The sequence below is a fragment of the Pseudomonas sp. DC1.2 genome (assembly GCF_034351645.1).
Lineage (GTDB): Bacteria > Pseudomonadota > Gammaproteobacteria > Pseudomonadales > Pseudomonadaceae > Aquipseudomonas.
The window spans coordinates 2,581,518-2,600,431 of record NZ_CP133782.1 but is presented as its reverse complement, the minus strand read 5'-3'; the positions used below and the strand labels follow the sequence as shown (position 1 = coordinate 2,600,431).

20 protein-coding genes are annotated in these 18,914 nt (G+C 58.2%); 15 read left to right on the top strand and 5 right to left on the bottom strand.

Features of this window, described 5'->3' with window-relative positions; all coding sequences use genetic code 11:
- The first annotated feature begins 2 nt into the window (after nucleotides 1-2).
- The gene (gene modC, locus RHM68_RS11855; RefSeq protein ID WP_322223156.1) at nucleotides 3-1,082 is read left to right on the top strand and encodes a molybdenum ABC transporter ATP-binding protein; all 1,080 of its coding nucleotides are present in this window, start codon (nucleotides 3-5) and stop codon (nucleotides 1,080-1,082) included.
- Nucleotides 1,083-1,156: 74 nt separating this feature from the next.
- On the top strand, nucleotides 1,157-2,194 hold the full coding sequence (locus RHM68_RS11850; RefSeq protein WP_322223154.1) for a DNA topoisomerase IB: 1,038 nt from the start codon (nucleotides 1,157-1,159) through the stop codon (nucleotides 2,192-2,194).
- Nucleotides 2,195-2,209: 15 nt separating this feature from the next.
- On the opposite strand, the gene RHM68_RS11845 is transcribed toward RHM68_RS11850, so the two are convergent.
- Nucleotides 2,210-3,247 carry a dienelactone hydrolase gene (locus RHM68_RS11845; protein WP_322223153.1) on the bottom strand — a complete coding sequence of 346 codons (1,038 nt, stop codon included), beginning with the start codon at nucleotides 3,245-3,247 and terminating at the stop codon, nucleotides 2,210-2,212.
- Between the two features lie 248 nt (nucleotides 3,248-3,495).
- Nucleotides 3,496-4,107 (bottom strand): FMN-dependent NADH-azoreductase, encoded by a 612-nt coding sequence (locus RHM68_RS11840; RefSeq protein WP_322223152.1) that lies wholly within the window; start codon nucleotides 4,105-4,107, stop codon nucleotides 3,496-3,498.
- A 128-nt stretch (nucleotides 4,108-4,235) separates the two neighbouring features.
- Between RHM68_RS11840 and RHM68_RS11835 the strand changes: the two genes are divergently transcribed.
- Both RHM68_RS11835 and RHM68_RS11830 read left to right on the top strand, forming a co-directional pair.
- Entirely contained in the window at nucleotides 4,236-5,144 is a 909-nt protein-coding gene (locus RHM68_RS11835) for a LysR substrate-binding domain-containing protein (RefSeq protein ID WP_322223151.1), read from the top strand.
- Nucleotides 5,141-5,500, top strand: coding sequence for an MmcQ/YjbR family DNA-binding protein (locus RHM68_RS11830; RefSeq protein ID WP_322223150.1), 360 nt, complete (start codon nucleotides 5,141-5,143; stop codon nucleotides 5,498-5,500). Before RHM68_RS11835 ends, RHM68_RS11830 begins: the two co-directional genes overlap by 4 nt.
- A gap of 10 nt (nucleotides 5,501-5,510) precedes the next feature.
- Here the strand turns inward: RHM68_RS11830 and RHM68_RS11825 are convergent, their stop codons facing one another.
- Nucleotides 5,511-5,939: a DUF1294 domain-containing protein gene (locus RHM68_RS11825; protein ID WP_322223148.1), complete on the bottom strand. Its 429-nt coding sequence runs from the start codon at nucleotides 5,937-5,939 to the stop codon at nucleotides 5,511-5,513.
- Nucleotides 5,936-6,766 carry an undecaprenyl-diphosphate phosphatase gene (locus RHM68_RS11820; protein WP_322223146.1) on the bottom strand — a complete coding sequence of 277 codons (831 nt, stop codon included), beginning with the start codon at nucleotides 6,764-6,766 and terminating at the stop codon, nucleotides 5,936-5,938. Before RHM68_RS11820 ends, RHM68_RS11825 begins: the two co-directional genes overlap by 4 nt.
- Nucleotides 6,767-7,058: 292 nt before the next feature.
- On the opposite strand from RHM68_RS11820, the gene RHM68_RS11815 reads away from it, so the two are divergent.
- The 9 genes from RHM68_RS11815 to RHM68_RS11775 all read left to right on the top strand — a co-directional run bounded on the left by RHM68_RS11815 (nucleotide 7,059) and on the right by RHM68_RS11775 (nucleotide 15,279).
- Nucleotides 7,059-8,693: a methyl-accepting chemotaxis protein gene (locus tag RHM68_RS11815; RefSeq protein ID WP_322223144.1), complete on the top strand. Its 1,635-nt coding sequence runs from the start codon at nucleotides 7,059-7,061 to the stop codon at nucleotides 8,691-8,693.
- A gap of 203 nt (nucleotides 8,694-8,896) precedes the next feature.
- A complete protein-coding gene (pnuC, locus tag RHM68_RS11810) occupies nucleotides 8,897-9,460 on the top strand; it encodes a nicotinamide riboside transporter PnuC (protein WP_322223142.1) in 564 nt (187 codons plus the stop codon).
- The gene (locus RHM68_RS11805; protein WP_322223769.1) at nucleotides 9,457-9,981 is read left to right on the top strand and encodes an AAA family ATPase; all 525 of its coding nucleotides are present in this window, start codon (nucleotides 9,457-9,459) and stop codon (nucleotides 9,979-9,981) included. The genes pnuC and RHM68_RS11805 overlap by 4 nt, the downstream gene beginning before the upstream one ends.
- 358 nt (nucleotides 9,982-10,339) lie before the next feature.
- Nucleotides 10,340-10,795, top strand: coding sequence for a hypothetical protein (locus RHM68_RS11800; RefSeq protein WP_322223140.1), 456 nt, complete (start codon nucleotides 10,340-10,342; stop codon nucleotides 10,793-10,795).
- A 1-nt stretch (nucleotide 10,796) separates the two neighbouring features.
- Complete coding sequence (locus RHM68_RS11795) at nucleotides 10,797-11,375, top strand: adhesin (protein ID WP_322223138.1); 579 nt, start codon at nucleotides 10,797-10,799, stop codon at nucleotides 11,373-11,375.
- 62 nt (nucleotides 11,376-11,437) lie between these two features.
- A complete protein-coding gene (locus RHM68_RS11790; RefSeq protein ID WP_322223136.1) occupies nucleotides 11,438-12,391 on the top strand; it encodes a heme utilization protein in 954 nt (317 codons plus the stop codon).
- A gap of 65 nt (nucleotides 12,392-12,456) precedes the next feature.
- On the top strand, nucleotides 12,457-13,137 hold the full coding sequence (locus RHM68_RS11785; RefSeq protein ID WP_322223134.1) for a C39 family peptidase: 681 nt from the start codon (nucleotides 12,457-12,459) through the stop codon (nucleotides 13,135-13,137).
- 44 nt (nucleotides 13,138-13,181) lie between these two features.
- The gene (locus RHM68_RS11780; RefSeq protein WP_322223132.1) at nucleotides 13,182-13,928 is read left to right on the top strand and encodes a hypothetical protein; all 747 of its coding nucleotides are present in this window, start codon (nucleotides 13,182-13,184) and stop codon (nucleotides 13,926-13,928) included.
- A gap of 43 nt (nucleotides 13,929-13,971) precedes the next feature.
- On the top strand, nucleotides 13,972-15,279 hold the full coding sequence (locus RHM68_RS11775) for a hypothetical protein (RefSeq protein WP_322223129.1): 1,308 nt from the start codon (nucleotides 13,972-13,974) through the stop codon (nucleotides 15,277-15,279).
- A gap of 58 nt (nucleotides 15,280-15,337) precedes the next feature.
- On the opposite strand, the gene RHM68_RS11770 is transcribed toward RHM68_RS11775, so the two are convergent.
- Complete coding sequence (locus RHM68_RS11770; RefSeq protein ID WP_322223127.1) at nucleotides 15,338-16,663, bottom strand: sigma-54 dependent transcriptional regulator; 1,326 nt, start codon at nucleotides 16,661-16,663, stop codon at nucleotides 15,338-15,340.
- A 345-nt stretch (nucleotides 16,664-17,008) separates the two neighbouring features.
- Between RHM68_RS11770 and RHM68_RS11765 the strand changes: the two genes are divergently transcribed.
- Both RHM68_RS11765 and RHM68_RS11760 read left to right on the top strand, forming a co-directional pair.
- Nucleotides 17,009-17,275: a hypothetical protein gene (locus RHM68_RS11765; RefSeq protein ID WP_322223125.1), complete on the top strand. Its 267-nt coding sequence runs from the start codon at nucleotides 17,009-17,011 to the stop codon at nucleotides 17,273-17,275.
- Nucleotides 17,276-17,558: 283 nt separating this feature from the next.
- Nucleotides 17,559-18,848, top strand: a complete 1,290-nt coding sequence (locus RHM68_RS11760; protein WP_322223123.1) for a hypothetical protein — start codon at nucleotides 17,559-17,561, stop codon at nucleotides 18,846-18,848.
- Nucleotides 18,849-18,914 lie beyond the last annotated feature (66 nt).

Here is an 18,914-nt window from a genome sequence, read left to right as displayed (position 1 = left end):
CAATGATTGAAGTGCGCTTGAAACTGAATTACTCGGAGTTTGCCCTGGACTTGGCGCTGCAATTGCCCGGTCGCGGAATCACCGCATTGTATGGCCACTCCGGTTCGGGCAAGACCACGTGCCTGCGCTGCATTGCCGGCCTGGAGCAGGCCGACCGGGGTTTCATCAAGGTCAACGAAGAGGTCTGGCAGGACAGCAGCCAGAAGCTTTTCGTCCCAGCACACAAACGTGCGCTCGGTTACGTCTTTCAAGAGGCCAGCCTGTTTGCGCACCTTTCGGTGTTGGCCAACCTGGAGTTTGGCCTCAAACGCATACCCAAACAGCAGCGCCGGGTCGATATGGCGCACGCCACCGAGCTGCTTGGGATCGGCCACCTGCTGGAGCGTCATCCCCAGAACCTTTCCGGCGGAGAGCGGCAACGCATTGGCATCGCCCGCGCTCTGCTCACCAGCCCGAAACTGTTGCTGATGGATGAGCCATTGGCGGCGTTGGATAGCCAGCGTAAAAACGAAATTCTGCCCTACCTGCAACGGTTACACGACGAACTGGACATTCCGGTGCTGTACGTCAGCCACTCGCAGGATGAAGTCGCGCGGCTGGCGGACCACATCGTCCTGCTCAGCGACGGCAAGGCCTTGGCCAGCGGTCCGATTGGCGAAACCCTCGCCAGGCTCGATCTACCACTGGCGCTGGGTGACGACGCCGGGGTGGTGATCGAGGGCCACGTCAGCGCCTACGATGCCGCCTATCAACTGCTGACCCTGCAACTGCCGCAGACCGCACTGAGCATCCGCGTCCCCCACTCGCCAATGGTTCAAGGCCATGTCCTGCGCTGCAAAGTACAAGCGCGTGACGTTAGCTTGAGCCTGCAAAGCATCGAGCAGAGCAGCATCCTCAATCGCCTGCCCGTCACCGTGGTCAGCGAACTGGGAGCAGACAACGCCGCCCACGTTCTGATCCGTCTGGATGCTGCTGGCACGCCGCTGCTGGCGCGCATCACCCGCTACTCCCGCGACCAATTGGGCCTGTACCCCGGCCAACAGCTCTGGGCGCAGATCAAGGCAGTCGCGGTGCTGGCTTAAATCCGCTGGCACCCTCGCCGTCGCACGTGGTCAATGGCTGTAACGACCCTGATTCGCTGCCAAGGACCACTGCCATGCCCGCCCCCGCGTTGACCGGTGTATTGCCACCCGACCTGCACTACGTCGATGACACACAGCCTGGCATCAGCCGCAAGAAACAGCGCGGCAAGTTCTGCTATATCAATCAGGCGGGCCAACGCATCACCGACCCTGTAGAGATCAAACGCATCAACGCCCTCGCGGTGCCTCCGGCCTATACCGATGTGTGGATCTGCGCGGACCCGCGCGGGCATCTGCAAGCGACCGGACGCGATGCCAGGGGCCGCAAACAATATCGCTATCACAGCCGCTGGCGCGAAGTACGCGATGCCGACAAATATTCCCGCCTGCGGGATTTCGGCCGGGTCTTGCCGAAACTGCGTAAACAATTGGAAGCACTGCTGGCAGCGCCCGGCTTCAGCCGCGACAAAGTCATGGCCACCGTGATTACGCTGCTGGATGCAACGCTAATCCGGGTCGGGAACACTCAGTACGCGCGAGACAATCGCTCTTATGGACTGACCACCTTGCGCAGCCGACACGTCGAGGTCAACGGCAGTGCGATACTGTTTCAATTTCGCGGCAAAAGCGGGGTCGAGCACCAGATCACCGTCAAAGACCGGCGCCTGGCGCGCATCGTCAAACGCTGTTTGGAAATCCCGGGGCAAAACCTGTTTCAGTACCTGGACGAAAACGGCGAGCGGCATACCGTCAGCTCGTCTGACGTCAACGCGTACCTGCAAACGCTCACCGGCGCCGATTTCACGGCCAAGGACTACCGCACCTGGGCCGGCAGCGCACAGGCGCTGGCGGTGTTACGAAAGTTACGGTGGGAGCCAGAGTCCGATGCCAAACGGCATGTAATGGAGATGGTAAAAAACGTCGCCAAACAGTTGGGCAACACCCCGGCGGTCTGTCGCAAGTGCTACATCCATCCGGCGGTGGTCGATGGCTTTTTGCTGGGTGCCCTGGCCGAACTACCTCGACCAAGGCTGCGCAAAGGGCTGCGAGCCGAAGAAGTCGGACTCGCGGTTTTTCTCGAGAAAATGGCCGAAGCAGCCAACATACGCTGACCTGAATCGCGACCGTTATTGGTCGGCAGTCTGTAAGCCCGCTCGGCTCGGCTTACCCAAAGAGTGGGAGAAGAAGCGCCCGGCTTCGGACACCAGATTGCGGTGAATGTCTTCTCGATCGACACCATCAGCGTCCGTGCACAGGGCCGGCATGGCGGCGATCTGTTCTGCGGTACAAGGTGCCATGAACACAAAGTGCCCGGCGCCCACCAGCAGCTTGAAGTCCGGTGCGACCGGTAATTTACGCGCCAACGCAGCGGCGTTTTTGTCGAAGGGCACCAGCATGTCGCCGTCGCCGCTGTACAGCAGCACCGGCACATGAACACCGGCCAGGGTGTGACGACCGAACTTGAGGCTCAACGGCGCCATCAGCAGCAGGGCATGCACCCTCGGGTCGGCCACGGGCGCCAAATCATCACGATCAACAATCAATTCACCTTGAGTGTTACAAGCATCACGGTCGTCGGGACGCTCGTGGCAATAGCGGCGCAGGCGATCCAGATCGGGAGTAGCGCCGGAGAGTATCAGTGCCGTTTCGCCTCCTGCGGAGTAACCGATGACACCCACCTGATCGGCGTTGACGAACGGCGCAAGCATGGGATCGCCCAAAGTCGCAGTAATCGCTTCGGAAATTTGCAGTGGTCGACCGTAGAGGTTGCTCAGCGTGCCCAGACGGCTGTGGTCCGTGGAGTTGTCGCCGGGATGAAACACCGCCACCACCACAAATCCTTTGCGCGCCAGTGACGTGGCCAAGTCGTGCAAAGCCAATGGGGTGCCGGTGTTGCCATGCGACAGCATCAACATCGGAAAGCGGCCAATGGCGATCTTGGTGTCTTCACCTGCCGCCACTGCGTAGCCTTCGAGGGTACTGGAGTGTTCTTTGTCGCTGGAAGGATAAAAGGCGATGGCACGCATCGGCTGCAAATCCAGCGGATCAAGAAACGTCATCTCATGAAAGCCGACGCTCCAATGGGGATGTGGCGCAGGCGCGGCGTGCACTGAATTCAGGCTGCTGAGCAGACAAATCAGGAATGTTGCACAAAGACGCACCATAGGATGCCCCACCTTTATTACATGACCGGGAAGCCCGTTCTGCTTCAAGTGCCGAAGACACAGCCTTGTGCCCGTAATTACGGCCACCAGTATCGTTGCAGAGCGGGGACGTTAACCCTCGACTGCATAACCTGGGCCAAAAGCTGAAAATCACCAAAAACAAAAAACTCTGTATCTGGTTATTACGATCACCAGAATACAGAGTTTTTGGGGGTGTGCCTGAGCTGTTTAAAGACTTTACTAAAGCCTTACGCAGCGGCGAACAGTTGCTCGCGAATCTGCACATGAGCATCGTTCATGGCTTTGGCGCGGACGTCATCGCCGTAGGCCAGGCCGTGCGCACGCACGAACTCGATGTCGGTGATGCCCAGGAAGCCGAACAGCACTTTCAGATAGTCTTCGTGAGCGACGCCGCTCGCTTGGCCTACGTGCATGCCACCGGTGGTCGAAACGATGATGATTTTCTTGCCACCACACAGACCTTCGGGGCCGGCTTCGGTATAGCGGAAGGTCTGACCGGCGACCGCGATGCGGTCAATCCAGGCCTTGAGTTGGGTCGGAACAGTGAAGTTGTACATCGGCGCGGCAATGACCACAGCATCGGCGGCGATGAATTCGGCCAGCGTCGAAGCACTGAGTTCGGCCTCGTGCTGTTGAGCCGCGTCACGCAGCTCAGCGGTGGTGCCGGCAGCGACCAGGGTCAGTGCAGAGAAATGACTGATAGCGTCGGCGGCGAGATCACGGTAAGTCACAACAGCAGTAGGCTCGGCGACTTGCCAGGCGTTGACCACTTCGCTGCTTAACTGACGGGAAGCCGAGTTGTCGCCCAGAATGCTTGAATCGATATGCAACAGTTTCATGTGGGATCTCCAAGTGAGGATCGCCACAGGGCGATCTGATGGGGGCGATCCTACGCATGAAACCAATAGTCGATTAGCAGGCAACAATGCGATAGTTTGTCTCACTGATAGAACAATCGGGAAACGCTATGCAAGACCTCAACGACCTCTACTATTTCGCCAAGGTGGTCGAAGCCGGCGGCTTCGCAGCCGCAGGCCGTTTACTGGGGATTCCCAAGTCGCGGTTGTCCCGACGCATCGCCGAGCTAGAGGAACGCCTGGGCGCTCGCCTGCTGCAACGCACCACCCGGCAACTGAAGCTGACCGCCGTGGGCGAGCGTTACTTGCGCCACTGTCAGGCAATGCTGCTGGAGGCCGAAATGGCCGATGAAGCGGTGGCCAGCATGTCCAGCGAGCCCAAGGGGCGGTTGCGCGTCTCAAGCCCGGTGGGGCTGGCGCATGAGATTCTGGCCGGGGTCATCAGCGACTTCATTGAGAAGTTTCCTCAGGTTCAACTTGAAGTCATCCTGGTCAACCGGCGTGTGGACCTGGTGACCGAGGGCATCGACGTTGCCCTGCGGGTTCGCGAGTCGGGGGATGAAGACCCGCTGCTGGTCACTCGACGCCTGCGTCAGGCGCAGATGCTCTTGGTCGCCAGTCCGGCGCTCCTGACGGGACAGCAAATAAATCACCCCGACGACCTGAAAAACCTGCCGGCGCTCGGCGCCCTCGAGCCCGATCGCCTGGTCCATCTACGTTTACTTGATCAGCAGGGTAAGCACTACGACCTCACGTTCGAAGCACGCTTGGGTATCGACGATTTCATCGTCCGCAAAGCCTGCACCCTTGCCGGCCAGGGTTTTACGCTATTGCCCATGATGTATTGCGAGCAGGCACTGAAAGACGGCTCACTGGTGCAACTGCTGCCTGACTGGTCGATACCCGGCGGGTGGCTGCACGCGGTCTATCCTCACCGGCGCGGGGTGATGCCGGCCGTGCGCGCCTGGATCGACCATTTGGTCGAATCATTCAATGCCTGTGGGAGCAGACTCTTATGACGGCACAACGCATGAGCGAAAAGGACGTCGCCCATTTTTGCCTAGCCCTGCCTGGAGCCCGAGAGGACTACAAATGGGGGGGCGTGCGGGTGTTTTCGATTGCCGGGAACAAGATGTTTGCGTTACAGAACCTGCGCGGCGAGTCCCTGGCGTTCAAGGTCGACAAGGACCTGTTTCTGGGGCATTGCGACCGGCCGGGCATCCATCCAGCGCCCTACCTGGCTCGAGCACAATGGATCATCATGCAGGCCCCCTACCCGCTGAGGGCCGAAGAGCTGCAAGGTTTGCTGCAACGCTCCCATCAACTGGTGGTGAGCAAGTTGCCCAAGCGGACCCAGGTCGGGCTGCTGCTTTGAATCGACTGTTCTAAAAAAGCGCCAGCAGATGAGCGCCGATGAACAACTGATCGATCCAGAACACCTGATGCAGTAACACGACGATCCAGAACAGCAGTTGAAAAGAGACTTTGCGAGTCTTGTGCCGAAACACTTGCTGAGCCAACAAGGCGCCGGGCCAGCCGCCCGCCAATTCCACCGCGTGTAAAACCTTCTCCGACGTGCGCCAACTGTCGACGCGAGCCTTGCGCTTGTCGCTCCAGTACAGAAAAAACGCCAGCACGCTGACGATGGCATAGGCCATGAGGGGAATCAGCGACACCCCGTGCAGCCACAACGCCAGCGACCCGTACAACGGCAGCGCGCAGAGGCCTGCGAACACCAGCAGTTTCAACCGAGGGTACTGAATCGCGCCCCCAGACCGGCGTCCGGGGCTGTTGCACGCGCTGGAATCTCTCATGGCTTGGCAGCGGCCCAATCCACCCAGCCAAACTGCCAGGTGGCGAGAATCAACAGGCCGAATGCGATGCGATACCAGGCAAACGCCACGTAGCTGTGGCTGGCGATGAACTTAAGTAGCCCCTTGACCGCGATCATCGCAAAGATGAACGCGGTGACGAAGCCAATGGCGAACACAGGAAAGTCTGCCGCCTCGAACAGATGACGGTATTTATAGCCCGAGTACACCGCAGCACCGACCATGGTCGGCATGGCCAGAAAAAACGAAAACTCGGTGGCGGTTTTGCGCGACAAGCCAAACAGCAGACCGCCAATGATGGTCGAGCCGGAGCGTGAAGTACCGGGGATCATCGCCAGGCACTGGGCAAAACCGACTTTCAGGGCATCCTTCCAAGTGATCTCATCAACCGTTTCGGCATGCACTTCGTGTTGCCGGCGTTCAGCCCACAAAATGATCACCCCACCCACCACCAACGCCGTGGCCACGGTGATCGGATTGAACAGATATTCGTGGATCACATTGGCAAAAATCACCCCCAGGACCACTGCCGGGAGGAAGGCAATCAGCAGGTTCGCAGTAAAACGCCGGGCGCGGGGCTGAGTCGGCAAGCCGATGACCACGTCGAGGATCTTGCGGCGGAACTCCCACACCACGGCCAGGATCGCCCCTAACTGGATGATGATATTGAAGGCCATGGCCCGCTCACCGCCAAAATTGAGCAAGTCCGCCACGATAATCTGGTGCCCGGTGCTGGAAATGGGCAAAAACTCCGTCAACCCTTCTACAACGCCAAGAATCACTGCCTGCAAGGCGGTCCAAAGATCCATCAATCCCCCAAAAAGCACTGCGTCATCGCAGGCCTCGTTAATGTTTTTTCGAACGCGACATGCGCTCGACGTCGCTAAAGTTGTGCGCGCACAGGATCCACACAAAACGGTAAAAATCCCGTGAAAAATCAAGTTGGATTCAGGTTTTTCCGCGCGAGGCCGAAATCCTATCAGACAGGCCTGAATAACGCCGCAGCGTAATTGGACTTGCGTCGCATAGGCTCGATCAGCAAAGCATGGTTGGATGCTGGCAATCGTCTATTACAAGAAAAAAAATCGGAGTGACAGCGTTATGAACAGCTTGCGCAGTGTGTCGATCAGCCGACGTTTGTGGCTCATCTTGATCGTGGCCGTCGTGATGTTATTGACGCTGGGCGTGTTGATGCTCAAGCAGATTCACGATGACCTCTACCACGCCAAGACCCAGAAAACCCAGCACGTGGTGCAGACCGCGAGCGGCATTCTGAGCTACTACCACGACCTTGAAACCGCCGGCACCCTCACCCGCGACGCTGCGCAAAAACAAGCCCTGAGCGTGGTTCGTGGCCTGCGCTACGACCAGAACGACTATTTCTGGATCAACGACCTGACGCCGGTGATGGTCATGCACCCGGCCAACCCTAAACTCGAAGGTCAGAACCTCTCGGCGATCCGTGACCCGGACGGCTTTGCGGTGTTCAACGAAATGGTCACCATCGCCAAGGCCAAGGGCGCCGGGATGGTCAATTATCGTTGGCCGAAACCAGGTGCCAATGCGCCAGTGGAAAAAACCTCATACGTCAAACTGTTCGAGCCTTGGGGCTGGGTGATCGGTTCTGGCGTTTATATCGATGACTTGCAGGCCGAGTTCTACGGCCAGGTCTGGGAGGCTTCGATCGTCGGCTTGGCGATTGCCCTGATCATGGCGCTGCTGGTGATCATGATTGCCCGCAGCATTGTGCGTCCGTTGCAGGAAACGGTGAACGCCATGGCTAACATCGCCAGTGGCGAAAGCGACCTGACCCGCAGCCTCGATACCCACGGCCAGGACGAAGTCACGCAACTGGCGCGGCACTTCAACGCCTTCACCACCAAGTTGCGCCAGGTGATCAGCCAGCTACAGGTGTCCGCCAGCGCCTTGGGCCAGACCTCCAGCGAATTGGGCGACGACGCCGTCCAAGCTCAGCAACGTAGCCAACAGCAATCCCAGCAAATGGAGTTGGTAGCCACCGCCATCAATGAAGTGACCTACGGCGTACAGGACGTGGCTAAAAATGCCGAGCATGCCGCCAGCGAAATGCGTAACGCCGAGTCCCAGGCGCAGCAGGGACAAATCAACATCGATGGCAGCCTGCAACAGATCGACAAGCTCTCGGGCACGATTAATCAGGCGGTGGAAGTCATTCGAACGCTGGCTGCCGAAAGCACCCAGATCGGTAGCGTCCTGGAAGTCATCCGTTCGATTGCCGAGCAAACCAACTTGCTGGCGCTCAACGCGGCTATTGAAGCCGCCCGTGCCGGCGAGCAAGGCCGAGGGTTTGCCGTGGTGGCCGATGAAGTGCGCCTACTGGCTCAACGCACGCAGAAATCCACGGCTGAGATTCAGTCGATGATCGAGCGCCTGCAAAACCATTCCGAAGCGGCGGTCAAGGTGATCGGCGACAGCAGCCAAGCGTCGCAATTGACCATCGAACAGGCAGGCCTGGCGGGGGCCAGTCTGAGTGCCATCGGCCAGGCGTTGCGTAACCTCAACGGACTGAATGCGTCGATCGCCAGTGCAACCCTGCAGCAGGCACACGTGGTGGAAGACATCAACCAGAACGTCACCCAGGCGGCCGGGCTGTCGCACAGCACAGCCCTGGCAGCCGAGCAGTCAAGCCTGGCCAGTGTTCGGCTCAAAGCGGTGAGTGAAGAGCTGAGTGGGTTACTTAGGCAGTTTCGCGTTTAAGCGCTGTCTACCTCAGCCGCCTGCGTTTGGGGTAGACACGGCGCAAGCCCTGATGCCTATAGATTCGACATGACGCCTGACGGGTAGCGAGGGAACTGTCCCTCGCCACCCGTCAGGGTTGTCGTGGATGGCGGGTCACTAACGCACTCCCTTGCTCTCTGGGTACAATCCGCCCCCTTCTTCGACTTCCCCAAGGTATCTCCATGTCCGGGCTTGAACTGTTTGCCGCCGCCCTCGGCGTCATCGCCGTCTGGCTGACCGTCAAACAGAACCCATGGTGCTGGCCGATTGGGCTGGTCATGGTGCTGCTTTACAGCTGGATCTTCTACGACGTGAAGCTGTATTCGGACATGCTGCTGCAAGTGATTTATGCCGCGTTGCAACTCTACGGCTGGTGGCAATGGACGCGCGCAGGCGCGACGCATGAGGGGCGCGACATCAGCACCCTGAATCGCCGTTCGATATTGCAGGGGCTGGCAGTGGGCGCAGTCGGCAGCCTGCTGTTGGGCGCAGCCATGGCCCACTGGACTGATGCCGCCCAACCCTGGCTTGATGCCGCGCTGACTGGTTTCAGTCTGGTGGCGCAGTTATGGATGGCGCAAAAGCGCGTGCAATGCTGGCCACTATGGATCGCCGTGGATGTGATCTTCGTCGGCCTATTCACTTATAAAGGCCTGTACCTCACCGCCGCGCTCTACGGCCTGTTCACACTGCTGGCGGTACAAGGCTGGCGGGAGTGGCGCACCGATCCGGCATTGCGCACATGAAAGTGCTGGTGCTCACCGGTCCAGAATCCAGCGGCAAAAGCTGGCTGGCCGCTGAACTGAAGGCACAGTTCGGTGGCGAGTTGGTCGATGAATATGTCCGTTGGTTCATCGAGCAAAATCCACGAGACACCTGCCTGGCAGACGTTCCGGACATCGCCCGCGGGCAACTGCAATGGGAAGACGAAGCCCGGGCCAGGCAGCCTCGCTTGCTGATTCTCGACACTCACTTACTGAGCAATATCCTCTGGAGCAAAGCCCTGTTCGGCGATTGCCCGAGCTGGCTCGAACCGGCGCTGCTGGCCCGACATTATGATCTGCACTTGCTGCTGTCGCCTGAACAGGTGGAGTGGACGGACGATGGTCAACGCTGCCAACCCGAGCTGAGCCAGCGCCTGGCCTTTTTCAATGCCACCCGTTCATGGCTCGAACAGCATGACCAGCCATTTCAGTTACTGCACGGGAGCTGGAGCGAACGCCAGGCGCAAGCGTTGCACACGGTCAGCCGACTGCTCACCTCCTGAGCCAGTCTTTTGGGGCGGATTTTGCGTCCGTCGTGGCTGCTTTGGGGGGGAAACGTCCGTTTCTGTTACACCCATCACCGCCTGAACCGCCCGTTTCAGCGCCCCCAACCTTCACGCCCCGCCAGTTGTTAACGTACTGATACACCCCGCTGAAAACCCTTGATCTAGAGCTGTGCGACAGCATCAGGCCATTACCAGGGCTGCGTACTGTCTCATCCGTGAAACAGTCGCGACATCCTCCTCCTCGCCTGACCAGCCAACTCATTGAATTAAAACAATAATCAAAAAGCGGCACAGCTTTCGCTCTCTTCTTCACAACGCTGACAAAGGCCAGCCCACCGAAGAAGGAATTGCCGTCGTGGGAACTCTCAATAGAGGCTTGACGAATCTGATGCTGATCGGCTGCGCCGTCAGCTCGATGACCAGTCTTCCTGTCATGGCCGACGGGAATGGCGTGATCGTTCTCAACCGTCAGGTCCAGGCTGTTCCGATTGGTCGCAACGGCGGTAAAGACCCTTACCCAACCACCGTCAACGCCAATCCTTCGGTAGCCGTTACCACGGCGGCCAGCAACGCCGAACTGAGCGATGGCGATTTCGCCGGCGTCGCCAGCGGTTCATCGATCAACCGCAACATCAACCAGTACGGCACCTTGTCAGGCGTCAACTCGGTGACTAACTCCAATGGTGTACCCGGCATGCCCGGTGGCGCCGCGGGTGGCGGTGTCGGCAGCGGCAGCTCGATTTCAGGAACCATCAACCGCGCCATGAGCACCGGCCTCGCCCCGCTGGGCAGAATCGCAGGAGGCCAATGACATGAATCGCTCCCTGATCTTCATTGCCCTGCTTGCCACTACCAGCGCCATGGCCGACTCCAGCGTAGCGGTACAGGACAACGCCAACCTGCTGAATTCCGGCGCGCAGTACAACGGCAACTTCAGCCTCAACCAGGCCGCCGGTGACCAATCACAACAGGCCAACGTGCGCGCCATTGCCACTGGTACCAACGCTTCGGCGACGACCAGTGTGATCCAGAAAATCAATACCGCTGCCAATCCGTCGGTGAATGCGACGGCCACCATCGGCGGTACTTCTTTCATCAATGGCAACGGAGCGCTGGGCGTCAACCAGAGTGCCGGTGCCAATAACCAGATGGCCAACGCCATGCGGATCAGCGTCGGAGCTGCACCGCAAAGCGTCGACGACAGTGCCCTTTCGCAACAGAACGTGGCGCTGTCACCAAGCTCAGGAGCAACTGACGCTTCAAAAGGCAGCCGCCAGGTCGCTATCAGTGACCAGGCCTTCACCGGCAGCCGGGGAGTGATTCAGGTGAACCAGAGTGCCGGGGTGGGGAACCGAATGGCTAACACCCTGAGCATCCGGGTCGCTGACTGACCCAATTGCAGTGCAACAAAACGTTCCAACACTTAACCAACTAATGAGATCGGAGAAATACCATGAAACCTACAATGGCTCTTAAACCACTGGTTTTCGCTCTGGCAGCAGTGATGGCAATGGCAGCACAAGCAGGCGGTGGTAATGAAGGCGGCGAACACGGCCATGGTCATCAACCAAAAGGGCCGACTCTGGAACAACTGCTGCAAATCGGTGCAGGCGCCAGCGCTACCGTACTGGATGCACAAAAAAGCGATACCAATGTGGTGACCAACCAAGGCACCAACAACAACGCCAAGATCGACGCTTCGCTGAATGGCTCCAACGGCAATATGGGCGCCAACAGTGCAGCCGGCGACGGCAACCAACAAGACAACGCCGCCGCGATCGCCTCCTCGGACGAGAGCTTTATTTTCGGCACCTCGACCGCTCTTTCGAGCGCGACTCAGGTCAACAACAACAACTATGTGAGTAATTCGTCTACTCAAAACAACGCCACACTTAACAACTCTGGCAACAACGGTTCCGGCAACATCGGCATGAACGTATCCGCCGGCGACTTTAACCAACAGAAAAACAACCTGGCAATCGCCTCGTCCGGTGGTCGCGTAGCCCAAGCAGCGGCGGCGGCTAACCAGTCTTCAACCAATCTGGTCGTGGACAACAAAGGCGTACAAACCTACAAAACTTCGACCTTGACCGGTACTGTGCATGCCGCTGGTGAGTTCGTGGCCATCGGTGAAGCAACCACCGAAGGCGGCCGTGGCGGTCGCGGTGATGAACATCATGGCAAAGACACCAGCTCTGACTTCATTGCAGTAGGCGTCTTCGGTCTGTCCGGCGTCACTACTCAACAAGTCCTGACTCCGGATGGCTGGAAAAACCCAGTGGTTAACAACGCCAGCATGACCAACTCGATGAACAACTTCTCCGGCAACGGCGGCGCCAACGTCTCAGCGGGTTCGGGTAACCAACAAAGCAACTCGCTGGCCATCTCTTCGGTCAGCAAAATGTAATTGTGATCGTCGTCAAAGCCCCGGAAACGGGGCTTTTCTACAGTCCGGATAAAGGCGTATCGATCATGCGTATGGCCGCACTCACCGTCCTGCTCTGCCTGTCTAGCCTGACTCAGGCTGCCCAAATGCCCGTGCCCGCCCTCCCCGGCGGCATGCTGGTCTATAAGCATGTGCAAAGTATTCGTGAGCGCAAGTTCAGCGACATCGTCGAACAGAAAACCGATTTCAGCTGCGGTGCGTCCGCACTGGCAACGGTGTTACGCCAGGCCTATTGGCTAGACGTCGATGAGGAGCACGTCATCAAAGGCATGCTGGTCAACGCTGACCAGAACCTTGTTCGTACTCAGGGCTTTTCCATGCTGGACATGAAGCGCTACATAGAAAGCATCGGCATGCGCGCCAGGGGCTACAAGATCCCGCCCGAAAAGCTGGACGCAGTCTCGATTCCGGTTGTGGTTCTGATGGAGATTCGCGGTTACAAACACTTCGTGGTGATGCAGCGGGCAGATAAGGACTGGGTCTATATCGGCGATCCGGTACTGGGCCATAAACGCTACGCCCATGATGAATTTGTCAAAGGCTGGAACGGCATCGTCTTCGCCATCGTAGGTCCTGGATACGTCAAAGCTAATGCTTTGCTCAACCCACCAGCCCCGTTGACGGCCAAGAATAAACTCGATGAATTCAGCCCGATCAGAGACGCCGAACTGATGGATTTCGGCTTCATTCAGAGCGACTTCTTTTAGCGCCCAATAATGATAAAAGGGGCAGGAAGCTCCGGGAGCAGTAGATGAAAACCTCATACTGGCTGGCCGTCGCCTGCCTGGCAGCAAGTGTATCGGGCAACGTCAATGCAGGATTCAGACCCATCGAGGTCAACGACCAGGAGCTCTCCCAGCTACGCGGTCGTTTTGTCATGCCGGGGCGCATTATCAGCTTCGGCGTGATCATGAGTAGCACCTGGCGCAACGCCAGCGGCGACCTGATTGGGGCAACGACCTCAATGCAAATTCAGGCTGCAACCGTACAACCCCAACTCTATGTTTCAACCATCAAACAAACAGGCAACGGCACCACCCCGTCCCTAGGCACAGGTAACGTGATTGGCGGCGCCGGGCTCAGCAGCACCGAAGGCGTCACCCAAAGTGTGCGTGCCGCAGGTGATAGCAATACGGCCTATAACAACGTAGGCATCAACGTCACGCAATCCAGTACCGCACCGGCGCTGGTTGCCGGCCAAGGCCAGTTGTTGATGAACGGGCAAACTATTTCGGGCAGCAACGGCGCTGGCAGTGTCGCGGTTTCCACCACCGGCGGTGGTGTACAAGTGGCCATTCAGGCCAGCAACAACCAAGGTTCAGCCCTGCAACAAGTGGCCCAGGGTGGTCTGCTGCAAAACACCAAATTGCTCGGCAGCAGCAACTCGGTCAACAACCTGACGCAGCTCAATGTAGTGCTCAATAACAACCTCAATGCCAGTGCCGGCGCCATGCAGAATCTTAATCAACTCAAGGGACTACGCAATTTAGGATATTGAACTACGCTGACCTCGATCATTGGCTCAAAGGGACGGCTTTTTTATGTATCGATCGGCATCGCTTCGCGCAGTCGTATGCTTGAGCACTCTTTTTCCGGCTGCGATGTTGCAGGCCGCATCGGACCCGGCCGTAGAAGCCTTAAAACAAGAACTTCTGGACCTCAAACAACGTTACGAAGTCCAGCAAAAAGCCTTGGCAGTGCTCGAACAGCGGGTTCGCCAGGTTGAAGAGCAACCGGTCACACCGGCACCAAAACGGCTGGTCAAATCACCTGCCTCATTACGCGGTAACCAGCAAGTGGCGACCGGCACCGGTGCAGCGGCAGCCTCGGGGGGCGCAGCCGGGGGCAGCGGCGCGTCTTACGGTCAATCGCTGGCCGACGATTCACAGCCGGCACAGAGCGTGTCCAACCTCTATGACGAAGCCAGCGGCTTTTTTGGTGGAGGCAAGTTCAGCTTTGAAACCGGATTGACCTATTCGCACTACGACACCCGGCAGTTGACCCTCAACGGTTTTTTGGCGCTGGACTCGATCTTCCTTGGCAACATCAACCTGGACCGGATCAAGGCTGACACCTGGACCGTGGACCTCACCACCCGCTACAACTACAACAACCGCTGGCAGTTCGACGTTGACGTACCGGTGGTTTATCGCGAGTCGACGTATCAGTCGGGCGGGGCTAACAACGGCGCAGCGGGCGTGACCAGCCAGGGCGACGTCACCCAGGACCCGACCATTGGCGATGTCAGCTTCGGTGTGGCGTACAAGTTCCTCGACGAGTCAGTCAATTCGCCGGATGCGGTGTTCACCCTCCGCGTCAAGGCACCTACCGGCAAAGACCCGTTCGGGATCAAGCTGGTGCAGTCGCCGGACAACACCAACCTGTTTGTACCTGAAAGCCTGCCGACCGGTAACGGTGTGTGGTCGGTCTCTCCAGGGATCTCGCTGGTTAAAACCTACGACCCAGCCGTGCTATTCACTACCTTCTCCTACACGCACAACCTGGAGGAATCCTTCAGCGACATCAGTTCTACCGTCAATCAGACGACCCCAGGCAAGGTGAAAATCGGCGACAGCTTCCAGATCGGCGCCGGCGTAGCCTTTGCCTTGAACGAGAAGATGAGCATGTCGTTCTCGATGTCCGACCTGATCCAACGCCGAAGCAAGCTCAAGCCCACCGGCCAGGATTGGCAATCGGTCGTCTCCAGCGACGCCAACGCGGGTTACTTCAACATCGGCATGACCATCGCGGCCACACCGAACCTGACCATCGTGCCCAACCTGTCACTGGGCATGACGCCCGATGCGCCGGACTTCACCTTCAGCCTCAAATTCCCTTACTACTTCTGATCCACCACAAAGCTCCGCTGCGATTTACACCGCAGCGGGGCTTTTGTTTGGGGGCTCATTATCGAATCTGGTGTTTGTGCAGCAGCCGGTAAAAGGTCGGACGCGAAACACCCAGCACCCGAGCGGCAACGCTCAGGTTGTCGCTGTGCCGATTTAATACGTCGCACAGTGCCTGACGCTCGGCACGGGTCTTGTAGTCTTCAAGCGTGCCCATCGGAGCGGCTACCGCCTGCTGGCTCATCAAGCCCAGGTCTCGCGCCTCAATCTGTCGCCCCTCTGCCAATACCAGACCACGGCGCACCCGGTTGGCCAACTCACGAACATTGCCCGGCCAATCGTGCTTACCCATGGCAATTAAGGCGTCTTCGCTAAAACTGCGCGGACGACGACCGGTTTCGTGGCTGTAAAAGTGGGAAAAATGGTTGGCCAGCATCGACAGATCGCCGTGACGTTCACGCAAAGGCGCAGTCATTACTTGCAGGACGTTAAGGCGGTAGTACAAATCTTCGCGAAAGTGTTTCTTGTCGATGGCGGCTTCCAGGTCAACGTGAGTGGCGGCCAACACCCGCACATCCACCGGAATAGGCTGACTGCCGCCGACGCGTTCGATGTGTTTTTCCTGCAGGAAGCGCAGCAGATTAGCTTGCAGTTCCAGAGGCAGATCGCCGATTTCATCCAGAAACAGCGTGCCGCCGTTCGCCGCCTCAATTCGTCCGATCTTGCGCTGATGAGCGCCGGTAAAGGCGCCTTTCTCGTGGCCAAACAGCTCGGACTGAATTAAGTGTTCGGGAATCGCACCACAATTAATCGCGACAAAGGGTTTGCTGTGGCGCTGGGACTGTCGGTGCAGGGTGCGGGCGACCAACTCCTTGCCGGTGCCGCTTTCGCCCCTGATCAACACCGGCGACTCGGTCGGCGCCAGTTTGCTCAACAGCTTGCGCAGTTCGCGAATTGGCTTACTGTCGCCCAGCAGCTCATGTTCCGGCTGGTCGATGTGAATCGTGCCCTGCCCGCGCAACCGCGCCATCCCAAACGCGCGGCCAAGCGTGACCTGGACCCGGGAGACGTCGAACGGCAAGGTGTGGAAATCGAAAAACCATTCGCAGACAAAGTCCCCGACATTCTGCGTTCGCAGCACTTCCTGATTCAGAACGGCGATCCACTCGGTGCCGCTGCGGCTGATCAATTCCTTAACCGCTTCCGGTCGCTCCAGATGAAAAGGCTGCAACCGCAACAGGCCGACATCGCACGTTCGATCGGCGGCGGATTCCAACGTACAGCTATCAACATCCCAGCCCACCGCGCGCAAACCTGGCAATAGACGATGGCAATCGTCGCAGGGATCTACCACTAACAGACGTCGTAAGGCAGGCGCTTCAATCATGACTGTTCCTTGGCGCCAAATTTAAGGAAATATTATTAAAAACAGTCATTTGGCAGACCTGGCTGTAACATTAGCAAGAATTTGACGGCAGGCTTGTATCGTTTGATTATAGGCAAGGCAACTAATTAGTTATAAGCAGTGGTTTTGTTAGTTGCCTAACGACTTAGATCTTTCCTTGCGCTTTCAAAACACACCTGAACATTGAGTATATGAAAGAAAGTTGAAATTTCTTTTGATTGTGTGTGACCTGCACCCCGGTTGCGGGCATCAGTACAAGTAACCAGCCGCACGGTAAGCCCAACCGACGGCACATCACTTGATTGGGCATACAGAGAGAAGACCCCCATGACTGCCCCGCTCCGCATCAACGAAGCTCTTTTGATTGCCGACCGCGCATTTAAACCTTTTCAATGCGTGGCCTGGGCGCCACAGGACGGTAACGGCGAACTCAGCCTGACCGTTATCGACCGCACCAACACTCGTATCGGCCGCACGCAGATCCCTAGCAGTGCCTATAGCGATCCGGTTCAACTCGAACACTTGCTGGAACAGGCTCGGGCCGCGTTAAGCCAGGAAGGTTACACACTGCAATCGTGGACAATGCCGCACTAAGCGCGTTGCGCCCATTCAAATAAGTAGATCGTCTGAAGGCGCGAATCACCGTCGGACGATCTTTTGAGTTTAATGCTTCTCCTCGTGTCCTTATTCAACTCCGCGCGCGCTCAAGTGCTTGGCAAGCTTTTCAATGGTTCGAAAAGACACTGTTCTGGCACAACGCGACTCTCCATCTGTTAGTTATGACAGTTGTACATCCGCTCTTACAGGGATTGAATGAGTCGTTCATGCAGTCACCTCCCTTTTCCGGGACATCGTCGACTCGCTAGGAGATGCGTGCATGCCAAACACCAACGCTTTTGCCCGTCCCGCCTCGATCAATGAGGCCGGGCAACTGGACACGAGCTTCGCCGCCGCTGGTAAAACCCAGGTGTATTTCGCGGGCAGCACCTCAAGCATGGCCAACGATGTCGTAATCGACACCGAAGGGCGTTTGTTGGTAGCGGCCAAGGTCGGGACACCCGGCGGTAGTCGCTACGGCTTGGCTCGCCTGCTACCGGACGGTTCGGCGGATCTGTCGTTCGGCCATCAAGGCAGCCTCATCGGCCAGTTCGAACTCGGTTTCGAAGCGATGGCAGGCAGCGTTACCCTCCTGCCTGACGGGCACATTTTGCTGGCCGGCCTGCACTACGAAAATATCCACCGCACGCTCCCCGCCCTGGCCCTGTTCGACGCGCACGGTCATGCCGTCCGGCACTTTGGCGACAATGGAAAACGCGTTGTGCGCCTGCCCGGCGACCTGTCCAGAGGATTGCGCGACGATTGGTTGCCACCAGGCGTGCCGGGCGCAGAAGCCTGCGCTATCAGCGTGCAGAAGGACGGCCGAATCCTGCTGCTGGCCAATCACCATTTCGAACTGGCCGATCACGTCGGCTTGCTGATCCGCCTCACCGCCAATGGCGAACTGGACGCTGACTTCAACGGCCGCGGTTTCGTTTTGGTCAGACATTTGCTGATGAATACCTGGCTCAGCAGCCTCATGGTGCAACAGGATGGGCGAATCCTGACGGGGGGCTCGATGAACTTCCCACAGGAAGGCTTGCTGGCGCGCTACCACCCTGACGGCACGCTCGACGAAAGTTTTGCCCTGGACGGCTTCATGACGTTTACCGCGCAGGGACAAAGCGCTCAGATTAGCCATATCGTTCAGCAGCCCGATGGCGAATTGCACTGTTTTGGCAGCAGTCGTGATCCGATGCGCTGTCTCTCACTAAAAATACACAGCAACGGCCGACCGGACATTCATTGCAACGGCGCTCAACCGCAACGCCTGGATATCGGCAACAACGGCTGCCAATGGACCGCAGCCCAAGTCCAGCCGGACGGCAGCATCGTGACCGTTGGTGCGACGATCGGCGGCTTCGAAGCCGACTTCATTGTGGGACGTTACCTGCCTGACGGAGATCTGGACCGCCAGTTCGCCAACGGCATCGGCTGGGTGCGTACACGTCAGGGCCGCAGCCACGATACCGCCACCTCAGTCGCCCTGCAGAGCAATGGCAAAATCGTCGTGGCCGGCTACTCACTCGAGGGCAGCTACAAGGCCATCGTGACGCGTTACCTCAGTTAGCCTGATCTTCCTGGGTCGCTTCAGGCAAAGATCCTCGGCTGAACACTCTCTTCAACGATGACCGGC